This window comes from Acinetobacter silvestris, assembly GCF_002135235.1.
Lineage (GTDB): Bacteria > Pseudomonadota > Gammaproteobacteria > Pseudomonadales > Moraxellaceae > Acinetobacter > Acinetobacter silvestris.
Genome location: NZ_NEGB01000004.1, coordinates 284,278 through 301,420, shown reverse-complemented (window position 1 = coordinate 301,420; position 17,143 = coordinate 284,278). Strand labels below are relative to the sequence as shown.

The window sequence follows — 17,143 nt, the reverse complement described above, 5'->3', positions numbered from 1 at the left end:
CGAGGGATGGTTATGGGGTGTTTTAGAGATAAAAATATTGCGATTTAATTTTAAACAACACTGTACTGATCTAAAAAATTTTAAACTCATAAACATTGTATGAGTCTTAGATTAATCTTTGAAATGCACAGGAATCCATTGATAGCTTTTCCCATCTGCTGAATAAATATGTCCAATCCCCGGGAATGGTAGATGCGGCGCTGCAATGGTTTGTCCACCTTTAGCATATTCAGCAAACTGCTTTAAGCGTGTTTTAACTGCTTTTTTCGGGTCTATATCATAATCAATAGCGGTTTCAGGTTTGTCGAATTGCACAGTATGTGAATGTACGATGTCGCCAATAAACACAATCGTTTCATTCTTGGTTTTGAGCTCATAACTAAAATGTCCCGGCGTATGCCCCGCGGTATTAATGACTTTAAAGCTCTGAACTTGATCGCCTAGTTGATACGTTTTGAAGCGGTTTTTGGCTTGATAGGGCGCAATGGCGTGTTTAATTTTTTCTACAGTACCTAAATAGCCTGCTTGTTTTTCTTTCGGAAGCTTGTCTATTTGTTTAGGACTGAGCCAATAGTTTGCTTCATCGTTCGATACATAAACTGTTGCATTTGGAAAGTTAGCCACGCCATTTTGACTAATGCCACAGACATGGTCTGGATGTAGGTGGGTAAGCAAGATGGTATCGACTTGTTCTGGTTTATAGCCTGATGCTTTTAAGTTACTTAAAACTGAACCTAAATGTGCGCCAAAATAGCTGGCAGCTCCGCTATCAACCAAAACCAGTGAATGACCTGTATTCACTAAAAAGGCATTTATGGAGGTTTGTACACCTTTAGTTTGGTCAGCAGCATATTTCTTTAAAATTTCATGCACTTGTTTTTCTGGAATGTTTTGAAATAGTTTTGGTGACATGAAATTGGTGCCATCTAATAGGGCAGTAATTTGCACATCGCTAGCTTGATATTGGTAATAGCCTGAAACCTGTTTTTGTTGTTGGATTGGGGCAGGTGGGGAAATGGCAAAGGCTGACATACTGATTAAACTGGAGCTAATTAAAGCAGAAGCAAGTAATTTATTCATTTATAAAGTTTTACGAAATTTGTTGAATTGTTTATTTTTTAGCATGTGAGCTAATTTTTTTCATCTAGTTTTTGATGGGTTTTAATGAAGGGGTTTACGAGAAGATCATTTTTAGAGGGTTTGTTTTTGATTGAGAAGAGTAAAAAAAGCCACTGTTCGTTATAAAATACTTCCATGTCCTTTCTAACGAAAGTACTACATATATTTTGTAGGTTATGTAATTGAATAATAACTTTTTATTAAAAATTTATTGTTTTTTATATAAATACGCTTAAAAGAGGTTTTTGCTGAAGTGAAAAAATGAACAATAGCATTATGCATATACGAATTATTCTCCATTAAAAATCTGGGTTCTATGATATTCCATATATTTTTCATGATTTGGAGTTAGGCAAATACGCATTTCTTTTGAAATACTCAGTGCATTCATATGTTCAGATATGACTTTGGAAACCATAATTTTTCCATTTTTATCAAAAGAAATATGACCTTTATCAAATAGCTTATCTAAATTTGGTGTTAGTAATAGGCCATTATAAGGATCTAGTCGTTCCATGTTATCGGCAACTTTCCATGGCTTAATATGAGAAGCGATTAGTATATTAATGAGTGGAAGATCAGTAACACAACAATGATTCCAATATTTAATTAATAAGTTTCTAAATTGCCCTTGCCCAATGCGCGATAAGACCAATTGTTGTTTATCTGTTTCGGTAAGTTTAGGGTCTTGGAGTATTTCATTTTCAAGTTGAGCATTAATATCTTGATGTGACAATTTTAAATTTGTATTTAACTCTTTAAAAATTTCAGCAGCTATTGCCTCATCAATTTTTATGCCATTAGTTTGGGGAGTCCAATTGATTTTTGGAAACCTTTTTTGTAATTCTTCTTCTTTAATAAAGGTAGCTGGACTTAGGTTATTGAATTTTAATTTTACAAAAGAAGTCTTTTTCCCTTGTTTTGTAAGATTTTTATCCCAATGATTACGTTCAAAAAGTTCGGATTCTATTGAACCTATAGCAATTATACCCTTTGGTTGTACGCCTACTCTAACAAGAATAAATTGATCATTAATGCCAATATTGTGCTTACGAGAGCCTGTTCCCCAATCGTTGAATACTTCTTCGTTATTTTGGAGTTGTAATATTTGATTGTTAAGGTTTTTCCAATCCCATCTCTTAGGATTCCAAGTAAATAAATAAGTTGCCATTAGTTTAGCCTTATAAAGTAATATATTAGAAAATAACATAAAAATTAAATATTATTGTTTTAAAAGAAAAGCCCCTACAACGTAGAGGCTTTTCTTTTAACATCTAAATCTTAAGACACTTTATCACCCGCTTTCGCACCAGATTCAGGCGAAATCACCCAAACACCTTCGCCATTACCTGCGGCAAGCACCATACCATTTGAAATACCAAAACGCATTTTACGTGGTGCAAGGTTAGCCACCATGACCACCAGTTTACCTTTAAGGTCTTCAGGCGCATAGAACTCACGAATACCACTAAAGACATTGCGTGGTTCAGCTTCACCGACATTTAAAGTCAATTGAAGCAATTTGTCAGAGCCTTCAACGTGAGCCGCATCTAAAACTTCAGCCACACGAAGGTCAACCTTCATAAAGTCTTCAATGCCAATGATCTCAGCTTCGCCAACTTTAGGTTCAACTTTCGCAGGGGCTGCTTTCTTCTCTTTTTTCTTTTCAACTTTTACAGGTTCAGCCGCAGCAGCTAAAGAGTCTTTAGAAGCATCGACCATTGCAGCAACAGCTTTCGGGTCAACACGCTGCATTAAAGCTTGGAACTGTGCAATTTCATGATTTACTAAAACCGTTTTACCTGAAGCAAAATCAAAGTTTTCAAGTTTTAAGAAGTCTTGAACTTGTGTTGCCAAAGTTGGAAGCACAGGGGACAAGTAAACGGCCAATTGACGGAACAAGTTAATGCCGACAGAACACACATCATGAACTTGTTGTTCTTGACCTTCCTGTTTAGCCAATGCCCACGGTTTTTTCTCATCAATATATTGATTGGCTTTGTCTGCAAGCGCCATAATTTCACGAATGGCCGCAGAGAATTCACGTGCTTCATACGCTTGCGCAATAGAATCACCTGCATCAACAAAGCTTTGCACCAATTCTGGTTCTGCACAGGTTGCAGATAATTTATTATCAAAACTGGTATTAATGAACTTCGCACAACGGCTGGCAATGTTGACCACTTTACCAACCAAGTCTGAATTCACTTTTTGCACGAAATCATCTAAGTTTAAGTCTGAATCTTCAACTTTGTCAGATAATTTAGAGGCAAAGTAATAACGTAAATATTCAGGATTTAAATGCTCTAAATAGGTTTCAGCTTTAATAAACGTACCACGTGATTTTGACATTTTTTGACCGTTTACAGTCAAGAAGCCATTGACGAATAAACCTGATGGCGTACGGTAGTTTGCACCTTCAAGCATTGCAGGCCAGAACAGCGCGTGGAAATACACGATGTCTTTACCGATGAAGTGATAAACCTCATTTTGAGAATCTTTTTTCCAATAGTCGTTAAAGTCTAAATCTGGACGTTTATTTTTAATATAATTTTCAAAACTCGACATATAACCAATTGGCGCATCGACCCAAACGTAGAAATATTTGTTTGGTGCATCTGGAATTTCAAAACCAAAATACGGTGCATCACGGGAAATATCCCAATCGTTCAAGCCATTTTCAAACCATTCATCCAGTTTGTTGGCAATTGAAACAGGTAAACGACCTTCGTCACGTGTCCATTTTTGCAGATATTCAGCAAAATTTGGCAGTTTAAAGAAATAATGATCTGATGATTTTTCTACAGGTGTCGCACCACTTAAGGTTGAACGTGGATTTAACAATTCTGTTGCGTTATAGGTGGTACCGCAAACTTCACAGGCATCACCGTATTGATCTTCTGCTTTACATTTCGGGCATGTGCCTTTAATGAAACGATCTGACAGGAACATGCCTTTTTCAGAATCGAACAATTGCGTGACAGGGCGAACAGCAATGTTGCCTGCTTCACGGTTTTTAATATAAATTTCTTCTGAACGGGCTCTGTTTTCATCACTATTGGTTGAATCATAGTGATCGAAATGCACACCAAAACCATCAAAGTCACGGATATGTTCTTTTTGAACATTGGCAATTTGCGCTTCAGGTGTAATGCCATTGGCTTCGGCACGTAGCATAATTGCAGTACCATGAGCATCATCCGCACATACATAAGTCACGTTATGTCCCATTGCACGCATGGCACGAACCCAAATATCTGCTTGGATATAACCGAGTAAGTGACCCATATGGATAGGGCCATTGGCGTATGGAAGGGCATTGGTGACTAAAATATTTCGCACGGATATAACTCTCTCGTTCGTCGTTATGCAAAGTGTTGCAAGGTCAATGATTTTACCTGAGTTGCTGGGAAGATGCACAAGGGATTCAGTGAATTCTTTTCAAAAGTAGATTTTTGTATATTGCTGATTCAATAACAGGGATAATGTTGAGCTAAAGAGATGCTACAGAGTTAGATACAAATGATTGATGACGATTTCGATGATTTTGAACAACAAGAAGTAACCCGAATTCCGCAACATGAACAGGGTAAACAACTCGGGCAAAGCATTTTAAAAGATGCCGATCAATATCTACAATCAATGTCTGCTGCTGAACATAAACACCTCATTCAGATGTTAAAAGTACTTGCAGCCAATGAGCCTTATTTTGATGTTTTGGCGAATCAGTTAGATCAGCCTGTTGACAGTAAAGTTGCCAATGATGCCTTGAATTTAGTGCATATTTGGAATTTGATTAATCAGCATGAAAGTGATGTCGATTTTAATCTTTTAGATGTCATCAAGACTGACTATTTTCAAGCTGAATTACTTGAAGCTTTTGATGCTCTTGAGATTGGTGAGAATAAAGCTCAACGTCGCTTAGTGATTCAAGAAGCCTTTAAGCTGTATGAGATGCAATGTTTTGCAGGTTGTATTCCGCTTTTATATGCACAATTGGAAGGTTTGTTGACTGATGTCCTGATTGCCAAAGGTTATTTAAAACAGAACCATACCAAATTTATTGATGTCTATAAAATCGTTCCTGGTTTAAAAGGCCACGAAATAAAGAGCTTGTGGCATAAGTCTAAAATTGCCTGTGAGTTGAATGTTTATTTTGCTGAATTAGACGCTTATAAAATGGATAGCAGTTCGACTGTGACCATGACTCGTCATAATATTGTACATGGGACAGATGTCGTACATTTTACCCATGAACGTAGCTTTGTACTGTTTGTTTGGTTATTCTCAGTGATTAGTTTTATGAGTACCTTGAAGTCTTAAGATGATTGGGATATGCCCCTGACTTATAATGGAACCAATATGCTCAAACTTCTCGCAGAAGATTTTATTCAAGTCGATAACATTGATTTGGTTTTGCCTTTGTACCAAGAGCTGGTGGAAAAGACTAAATTAGAGCAAGGTTGTATCGCTTACGATCTTTATCATGATCTGCGAGATCAAGGACATTTTGTCTTTGTTGAAGAGTGGGTTGACCGAGCTGCTCTAGATGCACATGTGCAATCTGAACACTTTCAGCGTCTTGTTCCTCAAATTGATCAATATCAACGCAAAGAGGCTGTTTTTACTCATATGCAAAGCTTTGAAGATCTGCTTAAAAAAGCATAAGCTTACTTTTCTGTTTCAATTAGTTGTTTGATCTTGATTGCTTTCTCAAAATGATCCAGTTGATGGGTCTTAATCCACCATTCAGCAACTTGCATTAACGATTCAGGATCATTATTTTTATTGGCGAAAAAAGCATAAAAAGATAATCCAACATTGTTCCCTTTCTGATTAATTTTTTCATCACATACTTTGAGTATTTTCTCTTTAAGTGCGGTATTCATTCTTCAAGGCCTTAACTTATATAGTTTAATTTATACATTTTTTGTCAATGATCAAAAGATACAACGTTACATTATGTATGGTATTTATTGCAAATTGCAGTTTTAAACCGAAACGGAGCTTGAATTATATATAACTATAGACAGTCTTAACTCAATTCAGAGCTTTTAGATTTTTTAAACGATATTTGAAAAACAGGGGTAATACGATGACAAACGATAGTAAGTTAGATGATTTAAAAAATAAAGCAGTAGAACTTGGTGATGATTTAAAACATAAAGTATCAGACGTGAAACTCGAGGGTGAAAAGGCATTAAACGAGCTGAAAAATGATGTAGAAGCTAAACATGCTGAAGAAAAAGCTGCTGTTGAAGAAAAAATTGATGTTGTAAAAGATAAAGCCGCAGATTTTCAAGATAAAGCTCATGAAAAACTGGAACAATTGAAAACGGAGGCAACGCATAAATTAGAAGAAGCTAAGCTCAAGGCAAATGAACTTAAACATGAAGCTTCTGCAAAGCTTGATGAACTTAAAGTTCAGGCAACTGGGAAATTTGATGAATTAAAGAAAAAAGCAACCGACACCCTTAATAGCTTTAAGTCTAATGATAAAGGCTAATACCTAAGTATCGTATAAAGAAAATATGTGCAACTCAGTAATAAAAAGACTACCGATCAATGGTTTAATTGAGCGGTAGTCTTTTTATTGGTAACTCATATGCCATGACTTTAGGTTAAGCGCGATAATGAGGAAAGAGCTTCACTTAAATGGACTTTTTCGATTGAATTTGTTCTTTTGTCCTAAGTTTATAAATCTTCTTTCACAAAAAATAATACTGATTTGAAATCTTCGCTGATCTAAATGTCTTTATTGATCCATTCAATTTTTTTGACCTGATTATTCACCACTGTTACGGTATAAATGGTATTTTCAATCTGATAAATATAATCCATAGCAGTATAACTATTTTTTCCTTCTTTCCATTCATAAGAACTCATAGAAAGAGGGGATTGATCCATACGGTCGATCAATTTGGTATAACTATCACCAATCGTTACCAACTGACCATTTGCTGTACGTAAAGTATCGGTCTCATTGGCTGCAAACAATAGACTAGAGCATGTTAAAGAAAGAAAAAAAATGAGAATAGATTTCATATTCAATGCCTTGAAATTATAAAAATAGCTGATAAATATCAGGGATTAAGTTTTGACTATAACTTAACTTTGCTTCTTGATTTGTATCTGAAATATTAATAACTCGGGGTATTTCATAATTCATCATTAAAAATAGGGATGACGGTATAATTTATTGGATGATGGTTGCTGTTTGAATTGTATTCCTATTTGGATTAAGTTGATCTTGAAAAAAAAATCATCGACTTGTTGAATGATGACTTTACATGTATTGCCCCGCATGGATTTCGTTATTTACTACAGATGATGATTTTTATGACATCACCGTTGGGCAAGGCTCGACAATGGTCAAGTAATGGATACGGCATTAGAATCTGAGTAAATTACTAGAATTTATCGGTGCATTTAACAAGCTTAATCGAAGTTGACTTAACCTGAGCTCAATTTACAGCTAAACTATAGTTTTAGATGTATTCCATATTTGGAGCAAACTTATGTCATGGCTTTCTTCGCTTAAATCTGTTTTTTCACCCGCGCAGGAGGTGAAAGAGGAAGAAATCCAAAATGTGCTCCAAAGCTATATTTTGCCGAATTCGAAAAATGCATTACAAGATCGTATCAGCCAAATCAATGTTGAAGGTCGAACGCTACAAATTACCATCAATACTCTTCCAGCCGAAGCAGATCAATTACAACAAATTCACGATGATTTGGCTGATGCATTGGAAAAATGTGGTATTCAAGAGTTGAATATGCATGTGATTCAACAGAAGCATAACCAAGGTGATGCTTGTTCGAGTCATGATCATGCTAAAGAAGGGCATAGTTGTTCAACGCAACCTAAAGCTGAAACTAAGCAACAAGCAAATTTACCGCCTGTGATTGATGCTTCTGGCGCGTCTAAGCCTGAGGAAAGCCAAGCGGAAATTGATCCGAATAATCCCCCAATTCAAAAAGCAACACCGCAACAACGTGATGTGCCTAAGCATCCCCGTATTCAAAATGTCATATTGGTCTCATCAGGCAAAGGTGGTGTTGGTAAATCAACGACGACGGTCAATCTTGCTTTGGCTTTACAACAATTAGGTTTGAAAGTTGGCGTACTCGATGCTGATATCTATGGACCGAGCATTCCGACGATGTTGGGCAATCAGGGACGGACACCGATGATTGAGGCAGAAAACTTTGTACCTATAGATGCATATGGCTTGGCAGTTTTATCGATCGGGCATTTAACCGGCGATCATAATACGCCTGTGGCTTGGCGCGGGCCAAAGGCAACAGGTGCATTGATGCAGTTATTTAACCAAACCTTGTGGCCAGAACTTGATGTTTTGGTTATTGATATGCCACCTGGTACTGGCGATATTCAACTGACATTGGCACAACGTATTCCTGTGACAGCAGCAATTATTGTGACCACACCGCAGAATGTCGCACTGATGGATGCAACCAAAGGGATTGAACTATTTAATCGAGTACACATTCCAGTTATGGGTGTGATCGAAAATATGTCGACGCATATTTGCTCAAACTGTGGCCATGAAGAGCAAATTTTTGGTACAGGTGGTGGAGATAAGCTTGCGGAACAATATGACATTCCATTGCTGGGTCGTCTGCCATTGAATGTCCGTATTCGTGAAAATGCGGATGCAGGCAAACCTTCTGTAATTGCTGGGGATGATGCTGCAGAAAGCTATCTAGCGATTGCCAAGAAAGTTATTGATGCTTTGCCTAAGGCCGAAAAAGATCAAAGCCGAATTTTTTAATAGTTTTCATAGAATAGTCAAACCAGCAGCTCACTTTGTTCTTCATATGTGGGCTGTTTTTATATCAATACAGGGAAATCACAGTAAAACTTTATTGAAGTTCATTTACAGTTTTGGCGCATTCTCCATTTCTTAATAATAGACCAGCGCCAATAGATACGAGTGATTGCAAAAAAAAGTACTGCAAAAATAAGTGCTTCAATCAACAAGCCTGTGGCTAAAATTTTCGCTAAACTTAGGTCAATATGACCATGCCCAAAGTTTTTTATCCAATGGGTAATTTGATGAAAAACACCCAGTAACATCTCTTTATTAATCATGTGTACATGATAAATTTTAGAACCAATCCAAAACGCAAAAATAAGAATGGGTACAATGGTCAATGGGTTCATCACCCAAGCCAATAATAAGCCAATGGGTAAGTTGGCTTCAAAAATTAAAACAGTCAATATAATCAGGATACTATGAAGTGGAATAGGTAATATTCCCCAAAATGTACCAATGAACATGGCTTTAGAAATAGATTTACGATTGACATACCAAAGCGTTGGATTTAAGGCTTTATCACCAAAAATCTTCATTATTTTCAAATTATTGACTTGTTCCGGAGACGGAAGCCAAGACCGGAAAAAACGCTTTGCCATAGTTAATATAAGTCTGTTTGACGAAGGTGATGCCATTTTGCCTGATTGGATAGAAAAACGACAGCTTGAATGGTGGGGATCGGATTAATGCCGTGGACATGTGACCCAGTATAAACTTAGAAACTGAAACCAAACTTAAATCATGTAATAGATAAATAATTGATTACATACCATGTTTTAAAGCAAGGGTGACTAAATAGTTCAATATTTTAAAGGTGTTAGTTTTATATGTAACATTTTGAAAAACAATATATTCTATAGGTCATATATTTCTGTAATATGTTGTCTTACAATTATTTTTTGCGAAGTTGAATAAACTGATTTATTGTGCGTTCAATTATATAGTGAGGTCATTTAATGATTTCATGGCTTTTTGTAGGGTTGGTGGTGACGATTTTATTGACACCAGGACCAACCAATACGCTTTTGGCATCTTCCGGTATACAAGTGGGAGTACGCCGTTCTTTAGTCTTAATTCCTGCGGAAGCTTTGGGTTATTTTATTTCAATTACAATTTGGGGCGTCATTATTGGGACGGTTTCAAAGCAATTTCCTATTATTCCAACTATTTTAAAATTGTTTAGTGCCGGTTATATCTTATTTTTAGCATTTAAATTATGGCGAACCGCAACACAGGATGTGGATTTTGATCAGCCGACCATTCAGCCTAAAGAATTATTTATTGCAACGTTAGTAAATCCGAAAGCATTGCTATTTGCTTCAGCAATTTTCCCTGTATTTGTATGGCAAAGTATGGCTGCGTATATCGCGCATATGCTGGCTTTTTTATTACTCATTGTGCCCATTGCATTTTTTTGGACTTATATTGGATCTGCACTTTCTAGTAATAAAGTCAGTTGGTTAAACCAACGTAATATGCAAAGAATGGCATCATTGGTGCTCATTAGTTTTTCTGTTCCTTTGAGTTATTCGGCACTTTTACATCTTTAAGCGCATGCGCAAATTGGCATGTTTCCTCAGGCTGTATTCCTTTCAGACCTGAGTTTTGTTATGACTATACATTTCCTTAAATCTGCTTTTAAGTTAAAGTACAGCGCAATAAATGTTTTTACCTATTTTCAGGATATTTCAAAATGGCTATTAAGTCTGATCGTTGGATTCGCGAGATGAGCGAAAATCACGGCATGATCGAACCATATGCAGCGAATCAAGTTCGTGTGAATGAGCAAGGTGAAAAAATTGTATCTTATGGCGTTTCAAGCTATGGGTATGATGTTCGCTGTGCACGTGAATTTAAAGTATTTACGAATGTTCATTCCGTTATTGTTGATCCTAAAAATTTTGATGAAAACAGTTTTATCAGTATTGAATCAGATGTGTGTATTATTCCACCGAACTCGTTTGCCCTAGCACGTACAATGGAGTATTTCCGTATTCCTCGTAGTGTACTGACTATTTGCTTAGGTAAATCAACTTATGCACGTTGTGGAATTATTGTAAATGTAACTCCACTTGAACCAGAGTGGGAAGGTCATGTGACTTTAGAGTTTTCTAATACCACCAATTTGCCTGCACGTATTTATGCGGGTGAAGGTGTGGCACAAATGTTATTCTTTGAATCTGATGAAGTGTGTGAAACCTCTTATAAAGATCGTGGTGGTAAATATCAAGGTCAAACTGGAGTTACCTTACCCAAGGCTTAGTTTGAACTGTGATGTAAAATATGATGTTAAAAAAGCAAGCCATAGGCTTGCTTTTTTTTGTAGTCTTAACAGGACTTTTAGATGAATATAATCATGTTTTTATAGTTTATTTGGTATGAGGGATTATATGTTTTGGTTTAAAAAACATACAGCCTCTTGTCGGAAAGTATCAAATTGATATATTGTGTTTGATTAATAATGTTAATATTGGTTATTAAATATACATACTCAAATAAATATTATGAGTTAAATTATAATACTGAGTAATGTGAATTATTTGATTGTATGGCTGATCAAATAAGTTAAAAAAATATTGGAAATAATAAAAATATGCTCATTAACTACGGATAGGAGAGAGTATTCATGCTCCAATTAAAATATCTTAATATTGCATTATTAGCACTGAGTACTTTAAGTATGAGTGGTGTATATGCTGGAAGTCTACAGTCAATGACAGATGAGCAGTTGTCTGCAACGACTGGGCAGGCGCTCATGAGTTTAACGTATATTGCACCTACGGATGTGACAAATTTAGAATCACAACGTGCAGGTGGTGATAAAAATATGGGTTTTTATAAATTGGGTTTAGAGGCCAATATAGAAATTAATGCGAATATCAAGAAGTTACAGCTAGGTTGTGGCGGTACAAATGGTGTTGGGGGATGTGACATTGATATTGATAATTTTAGTTTAAGTGGCATTGTAGACGAGACTTCTGATACTAAAGCGAATCGTGAATCACGAGTTGCATCTGATGCGACTTTAACCAATCCATTTCTACAATTTGCAATTAAGAACCCTAATCAAGCATCAACCCGTGAAATTAAAGGAATTCGATTAAGTGCCGAAAATGCACTAGCAATGTTAACATTTGGTACCGAAAACACGAATACACCTAATGGTATTAATGCTATGAGCGGTTATATGAAAATTGCTGCCCAAGGATGTAATGCAAGTATGGCTGCAACAAACCCAGCAGGTTGTGCGGGCATTGCAACGGTTAATGGGCGAAATATGAGTAAGGCTGATACGGGGAAAAATATGACGGGTCGAGTTAACGTCGACTTATTAGGTATAGGCATAAGAAACTATGAAGCCAGTAATTATAATGTTACTTTGGATAAAACTACGGCACCCTTTAGTACCAATGAAACTGTAGTCTATGGTAATAGATTAACTTCTGTTCCTGTAACGGGAACAGCTTATATTCAACCTATGAATTTTTCTCAAAAAGGGTTATCCATTGTGATTAAGGAAGCTATTCTTGGGGCGGACTTGAATATGTCAAAGGATATTACGGGGACGATTCAGGGGCTTCAGGCAGATTTGAGTATGAATGAAAGTTTAGGCTATGTTCATAAAGTCAAAGTAAATAGTCCATTTTCGTTGTCACTGCAAAATGATACGGTATATTGGCCAGGTATGGCTGCGCCTGCATTAAAAGGGTGGTGGATGGCATTTGATGATCCAGTTGATGTGGGAAAATTAACACCTTCAAATAGTTTAGATGTTCCAAATTCGGTTTTAGCGGATGCTATGGGGCCTCAAGGCTGTTCTGATGGTAACGCCTCTGGCATTAACTGTGCTTTGTATAAGCATTATAATGAGGGTGGGGCGATGGCGTATTGTTCTGGTTTATCATGTTTGGGCGGTTCTTTAGCAATAGGAACGGTAAATTTACCCAATACCAAGGTGCCTTTTGCATTAGATCCAATTAAGCTAGCGGGTCAAGATTTTGTGCCGAATTGTTATGGAAGCTTGAAATTTTGCTAATATTTATGTATAAACAATAAAAAAAGGTGGCTTGCGTCACCTTTTTTATTGTTTAAAAAAAAGTAATAACAAGTTATATGATCAAAGATTAAGGTTGGTAATTTGTATAAGATAAAGTCAATGATGTTTTTAATGGATTTAAAACACTCATCACATCTCAATAATTTTTTTAATTAAAAATATATATTGTTATTCTTAATAGGAATGGTACTGGGAAAATAGGGATAAAATGCGTAAAGGAATAATAGCAGCGCTAATTTCAGTTGGCATTATAAGTCAACTGCAGGCGCATACACTGGTTCAACTGAGTGATCAGCAATTATCTGACACTGTGGGACAGGCACTCATGAGCTTGGCTTATCTTGCGCCATCAGATACTGCTAATTTGATGACAAAGTATAGTAATGGTTCAAATATGGGGTTTTATAAGCTCGGTCTTGAAGCTGAGATGGACTTAAATGCTAATATTCGTAATTTGCAATTAGGTTGCGGTGGTGTAAATGGTGCGGGTTCTTGTGATGTCGATATTAAAAATTTATCACTCAGTGGATTGCCTGCTGGTTATAATGCCGCCAGTGGTTCAAGTCCAGATTATGGTTTGACCGATCGTGCCTCAACAAGTGCTAAGTTGACCAATCCCTTTATGGAATTTGCAGTCAAAAATCCAGATAAGGCTGCGACTCGTGAAATTGTTGGATTGCGATTTAGTGCAGAAAAAATTACAGGATTACTTTCTGCAGGTATAGCAAATGGGATGCTTCCTTCGAGTACAGATGGTATCCAGTCTTTAAGTGGTTTTATGCGTATCGCGGCTACAACGGGTGAAGTGGATACATTACCAACTCTTTTTGGTAAGCAGGCAGATCATCAAATTAAGGGCTTGCTTAGTGCTTTAGGAAATGATCGGGAGTTTACCAGTGAACCGGGGAGTTCGGATACTAATGGGGTTACCGTTCCATCGATGAAAGCAGGATTTACAATGCCGGGTTTTCAGGTGAATGGTAGGCGTATGACGAATGCTCATGTAGAGCATGTAAAAGCAACTATTGGGCAAATATCTTTATCTGATGGTCCGAGTAATCAATTAAAAGTTAACTTTGATGCAATAGCGTTAGTAGCTACGAGTTCTAAAATTAAGTTAGCAACAGGTTCTATGATTAAAAACTTGAATATGGATATTACTTTCGATCAAGCTCTAAGTATGTTTCATAATATTCCATTGGTTGGCACGGGGGGGTATTTAAGTCTGCAGCAACAAGCCCTTTTATGGCCTGGGAGTTATGTCGATCCAAGTGATATGGGGGCTAAAAATTTATCTGAGATGTTGCAAACTGACGTTGCTCAGCAGGGGTGGTGGATGTCATTTGCTGAGCCGGTACAACTGGGCTATTTAAAGGCTTCGGATAAAGTTGATGTTTCAAATGTTTTGCCACAAGTTGCGACATTAATGACCAATGAGTTGCTCAAAGAAGAGAATCGCGTATACGTACCTGCAGGGTCGGCATTGGGATCGATATTTGGTATGACATTGACTACACCTCAGCCAATTGTTGTTGATTTAGGTGCTGCAACATTAAAAAATCCTGCAACATTAACACTTTCAAATATCAAATTAGCTAATCAGAACCCTACAGCAAATTGCTATGGTAGTTTGAAGTTCTGTTAATTTTGGTTTTATGGGAAGAGGCGGCTTTTAAGTCGCTTTTTTATTCAGAAGGTGAGGAGGGTGTAGAGCTGGTATATTGCTAAATACAGTGTCATATTGTTTAGGAGTTGGCGTTTATCGGATTTTTATTGTTGTTATTGCTTTTACTTTGCCAACAAAAGAAAAATTACCTATTATGGACAGTGATAAGAATATAAAGACTGGTTGAAATTGAGGGCTAAATTTCGACAGATTGTAGGAATAGTAAATAAAAGATATGGTGCGGAGCGCCGTATAAAAAAAAGGAAGGTCAAGATGACGGCATCCCATTATACGGTGGAATTAAAAAAAACCGTTTTGGCGAGTTTAATTGGTTTATGTCTAAGCCAGCCTTGCTTCGCACTCGAAGCATTGTCGGATGAAAACTTAAGTGATACAACTGGTGAGGGTGTTGCTTTACTTCCGCAAGATGCTTATATGGTCTTTCGCGGTTACGGAGCAAATGAAAGTAAAGCAGAATTGTTTAGTAATCGGAGTAAAGATACAGGCTATATTCACTATCTTCCTACAGGTCCCTTGTCTGATACTGCATTGAATCGTCCAGATGGGCATTCTGTGGGTAAGGCTGATCTTTACTTATATGGTTTAGCATTGTCTAAATCGGATGGTGATAGTAATAGTCGTTTGGCGACAACAGAAGCCGCTGCAAAAATTTCAAGTTGGGGCACAGCGGATAACCCATGGTTATTACAAGTGGGAACAGAGAGTAATGTACCCACATTTACTCCAGATAATGGTGCAGTTAAAAATACAGAGACGGGTTCAGTTCCATATTTTGCTTTAGAAGCTCCTTTATATGGCAGTTCAACAGTAACCAGTACACGTCCAAATCCAATTGCAATTATCGGTACTGATGGCAAGCCTAAAAAAGATGTATATGGAAATGTATTATATCAAAATCAAAAAATTGATCCAAATGGACCAGACACTTCAAGCAATTGGTATCAGGTTGCGGATAAAGTCGATTTTTTAAAGGATATAGAGGGAGCCGATGCCTATAACTTAAAATTAGCAACTTGGGCTGATGCTTTGGTTTTGGATCAAAGTAAGGCTGAAAGTGACCCTAATTTATATTTATTGGGACAGATGGCGGGTACGAGTGATGTAAACCGAGCGAATAGATTGCGTTTACAGGCCATTTGGAATGGATTTAGTATTAATGGCAGTCGTATACAATTATTTCAAACGCTGGGTGGTGCAACCAACACAGGTGGAATGAGTGTTTTCTCTAATAATACGTTGGGTGCATCTGGTGTATTGCGATTTAACAGTGGTGATTCTAGTAATTTACGAGCGAAAATTACTACGCAGACTACTAGAAATCAGTCGGCATGGACGATGATTCATGATGGCTCAACAGTAGATTTCGATAAGGTAACGGGCAAGTCTAGTGGTGCATCATGTAATAATGCAGGAGGTGGTACTCCTAATTATTCAGGTGGTTGTCAATATCAAGTGCGAAAAAGCACAACGACAGATACTTCAAACACGACATGGTCTGCGGCTAGCCCAGAAATAACCAATAAGGTGCTCCGTCTAAGTACGCGTGAAACCTCTGATACCAATAATATATATACCCCAGCCATTAATGGAGGGGGAGCACCAAATTTTGACTCGAGTGAAGGTATATATATTTATAACTTAAACTCTAACTTGGTTTTGGGTACGACGTATCAACCCTTAACTTTAGGTTCGGATGGCAAAAACTTTAGTTTAGAAGTCGCCCGTATCCCAAATAAGGAAACGATCTATAAGAAAATTTATACAGATTATACGGGCTTAGATAAAACCTATTTGGGTTCGACTTGTAATGTGTATCAATGTGGTAGCAGCAGTATTGCTGGTTTTCAGGGGAATAGTGCGACGCATAGTAGTATTACGATTGGTTCTACGGTTTATGATAATAAGTTAAATCAAATTACTGCCTATAATGGTGTAGAAGCGATTGGTATTTCATTTGGAAAATTAGTGGATACCTCAACAGGTGATGTAATCACAGGGGTTTATACAGATATACAATCGCGCTTCCGACAAGCGAAAGTGATAGGAACATGGACTTATAGTTGTAATCTTGTCTGGAGTTGCAGTACTGGAACTGTTAGAGCTTGGGAATATAAAGTGGGAGCAGGTAATCCTGGGAGTTATATAACTCCACCTGGCGCGGCAAATGTTCCATCAAGTTGTACTTATAATTGTACAGGAACAAAGCCTTCCACCGCACAAGATCCAGCAAACAGCAATAGAGATTGGAATGCATCCGGTGCTTTATGGGAAACTGCTTCGGCAGGCGCGTTGGGATTGGTTGGTATGACGCCGAATATTTCAAATATGCCGGGAGTAAAACCTGACGTTGCTCCAAATATACCATCAAATAATTTTGGTTCAGCTGCTATTGATGGCTTATTGATTCAGCATATGAAAATTACAACAAAAGGCTTATAAATA

15 protein-coding genes are annotated in these 17,143 nt (G+C 37.1%); 9 read left to right on the top strand and 6 right to left on the bottom strand.

What is annotated here, in order from left to right; genetic code table 11:
* Positions 1–111: 111 nt before the first annotated feature.
* The 3 genes from B9T28_RS09155 to metG all read right to left on the bottom strand — a co-directional run bounded on the left by B9T28_RS09155 (position 112) and on the right by metG (position 4,461).
* Positions 112–1,080 (bottom strand): MBL fold metallo-hydrolase, encoded by a 969-nt coding sequence (locus B9T28_RS09155; RefSeq protein WP_086203667.1) that lies wholly within the window; start codon positions 1,078–1,080, stop codon positions 112–114.
* A gap of 328 nt (positions 1,081–1,408) precedes the next feature.
* A complete protein-coding gene (locus B9T28_RS09150) occupies positions 1,409–2,290 on the bottom strand; it encodes an HNH endonuclease (RefSeq protein WP_171263486.1) in 882 nt (293 codons plus the stop codon).
* Positions 2,291–2,400: 110 nt separating this feature from the next.
* Positions 2,401–4,461, bottom strand: a complete 2,061-nt coding sequence (metG, locus tag B9T28_RS09145) for a methionine--tRNA ligase (RefSeq protein WP_086203665.1) — start codon at positions 4,459–4,461, stop codon at positions 2,401–2,403.
* Positions 4,462–4,641: 180 nt separating this feature from the next.
* On the opposite strand from metG, the gene B9T28_RS09140 reads away from it, so the two are divergent.
* Both B9T28_RS09140 and B9T28_RS09135 read left to right on the top strand, forming a co-directional pair.
* A complete protein-coding gene (locus B9T28_RS09140; protein WP_086203664.1) occupies positions 4,642–5,442 on the top strand; it encodes a hypothetical protein in 801 nt (266 codons plus the stop codon).
* 39 nt (positions 5,443–5,481) lie between these two features.
* Complete coding sequence (locus B9T28_RS09135; RefSeq protein WP_086203663.1) at positions 5,482–5,787, top strand: putative quinol monooxygenase; 306 nt, start codon at positions 5,482–5,484, stop codon at positions 5,785–5,787.
* Between the two features lie 2 nt (positions 5,788–5,789).
* On the opposite strand, the gene B9T28_RS09130 is transcribed toward B9T28_RS09135, so the two are convergent.
* Positions 5,790–6,008, bottom strand: coding sequence for a DUF6500 family protein (locus B9T28_RS09130; protein ID WP_086203662.1), 219 nt, complete (start codon positions 6,006–6,008; stop codon positions 5,790–5,792).
* A gap of 206 nt (positions 6,009–6,214) precedes the next feature.
* Here B9T28_RS09130 and B9T28_RS09125 point away from each other — a divergent pair, with 206 nt between their 5' ends.
* On the top strand, positions 6,215–6,625 hold the full coding sequence (locus tag B9T28_RS09125) for a hypothetical protein (RefSeq protein WP_086203661.1): 411 nt from the start codon (positions 6,215–6,217) through the stop codon (positions 6,623–6,625).
* Between the two features lie 239 nt (positions 6,626–6,864).
* On the opposite strand, the gene B9T28_RS09120 is transcribed toward B9T28_RS09125, so the two are convergent.
* Positions 6,865–7,164: a hypothetical protein gene (locus tag B9T28_RS09120; protein WP_086203660.1), complete on the bottom strand. Its 300-nt coding sequence runs from the start codon at positions 7,162–7,164 to the stop codon at positions 6,865–6,867.
* Between the two features lie 473 nt (positions 7,165–7,637).
* On the opposite strand from B9T28_RS09120, the gene apbC reads away from it, so the two are divergent.
* Entirely contained in the window at positions 7,638–8,912 is a 1,275-nt protein-coding gene (gene apbC, locus B9T28_RS09115) for an iron-sulfur cluster carrier protein ApbC (RefSeq protein ID WP_086203659.1), read from the top strand.
* Between the two features lie 101 nt (positions 8,913–9,013).
* On the opposite strand, the gene B9T28_RS09110 is transcribed toward apbC, so the two are convergent.
* Positions 9,014–9,556: a DUF2062 domain-containing protein gene (locus B9T28_RS09110; protein WP_086203658.1), complete on the bottom strand. Its 543-nt coding sequence runs from the start codon at positions 9,554–9,556 to the stop codon at positions 9,014–9,016.
* 357 nt (positions 9,557–9,913) lie between these two features.
* Between B9T28_RS09110 and B9T28_RS09105 the strand changes: the two genes are divergently transcribed.
* The 5 genes from B9T28_RS09105 (at position 9,914) to B9T28_RS09085 (ending at position 17,140) form a co-directional block, all read left to right on the top strand.
* Entirely contained in the window at positions 9,914–10,507 is a 594-nt protein-coding gene (locus tag B9T28_RS09105; RefSeq protein WP_086203657.1) for a LysE family translocator, read from the top strand.
* A gap of 143 nt (positions 10,508–10,650) precedes the next feature.
* Entirely contained in the window at positions 10,651–11,220 is a 570-nt protein-coding gene (gene dcd, locus B9T28_RS09100; RefSeq protein WP_086203656.1) for a dCTP deaminase, read from the top strand.
* A 363-nt stretch (positions 11,221–11,583) separates the two neighbouring features.
* Positions 11,584–12,993: a hypothetical protein gene (locus tag B9T28_RS09095; protein WP_086203655.1), complete on the top strand. Its 1,410-nt coding sequence runs from the start codon at positions 11,584–11,586 to the stop codon at positions 12,991–12,993.
* A gap of 229 nt (positions 12,994–13,222) precedes the next feature.
* Positions 13,223–14,659: a hypothetical protein gene (locus tag B9T28_RS09090; protein ID WP_086203654.1), complete on the top strand. Its 1,437-nt coding sequence runs from the start codon at positions 13,223–13,225 to the stop codon at positions 14,657–14,659.
* A 294-nt stretch (positions 14,660–14,953) separates the two neighbouring features.
* Positions 14,954–17,140, top strand: a complete 2,187-nt coding sequence (locus B9T28_RS09085; protein WP_086203653.1) for a hypothetical protein — start codon at positions 14,954–14,956, stop codon at positions 17,138–17,140.
* Positions 17,141–17,143 lie beyond the last annotated feature (3 nt).

Coding starts and splice junctions, on each gene's coding strand:
- B9T28_RS09090 (WP_086203654.1), top strand. CDS start 13,223: ATGCGTAAAGGAATAATAGCAGCGCTAATTTCAGTTGGCATTATAAGT.
- B9T28_RS09140 (WP_086203664.1), top strand. CDS start 4,642: ATGATTGATGACGATTTCGATGATTTTGAACAACAAGAAGTAACCCGA.
- B9T28_RS09130 (WP_086203662.1), bottom strand. CDS start 6,008: ATGAATACCGCACTTAAAGAGAAAATACTCAAAGTATGTGATGAAAAA.
- B9T28_RS09125 (WP_086203661.1), top strand. CDS start 6,215: ATGACAAACGATAGTAAGTTAGATGATTTAAAAAATAAAGCAGTAGAA.
- B9T28_RS09085 (WP_086203653.1), top strand. CDS start 14,954: ATGACGGCATCCCATTATACGGTGGAATTAAAAAAAACCGTTTTGGCG.
- B9T28_RS09110 (WP_086203658.1), bottom strand. CDS start 9,556: ATGGCAAAGCGTTTTTTCCGGTCTTGGCTTCCGTCTCCGGAACAAGTC.
- B9T28_RS09105 (WP_086203657.1), top strand. CDS start 9,914: ATGATTTCATGGCTTTTTGTAGGGTTGGTGGTGACGATTTTATTGACA.
- dcd (WP_086203656.1), top strand. CDS start 10,651: ATGGCTATTAAGTCTGATCGTTGGATTCGCGAGATGAGCGAAAATCAC.
- B9T28_RS09120 (WP_086203660.1), bottom strand. CDS start 7,164: ATGAAATCTATTCTCATTTTTTTTCTTTCTTTAACATGCTCTAGTCTA.
- apbC (WP_086203659.1), top strand. CDS start 7,638: ATGTCATGGCTTTCTTCGCTTAAATCTGTTTTTTCACCCGCGCAGGAG.
- B9T28_RS09135 (WP_086203663.1), top strand. CDS start 5,482: ATGCTCAAACTTCTCGCAGAAGATTTTATTCAAGTCGATAACATTGAT.
- B9T28_RS09095 (WP_086203655.1), top strand. CDS start 11,584: ATGCTCCAATTAAAATATCTTAATATTGCATTATTAGCACTGAGTACT.
- B9T28_RS09155 (WP_086203667.1), bottom strand. CDS start 1,080: ATGAATAAATTACTTGCTTCTGCTTTAATTAGCTCCAGTTTAATCAGT.
- B9T28_RS09150 (WP_171263486.1), bottom strand. CDS start 2,290: ATGGCAACTTATTTATTTACTTGGAATCCTAAGAGATGGGATTGGAAA.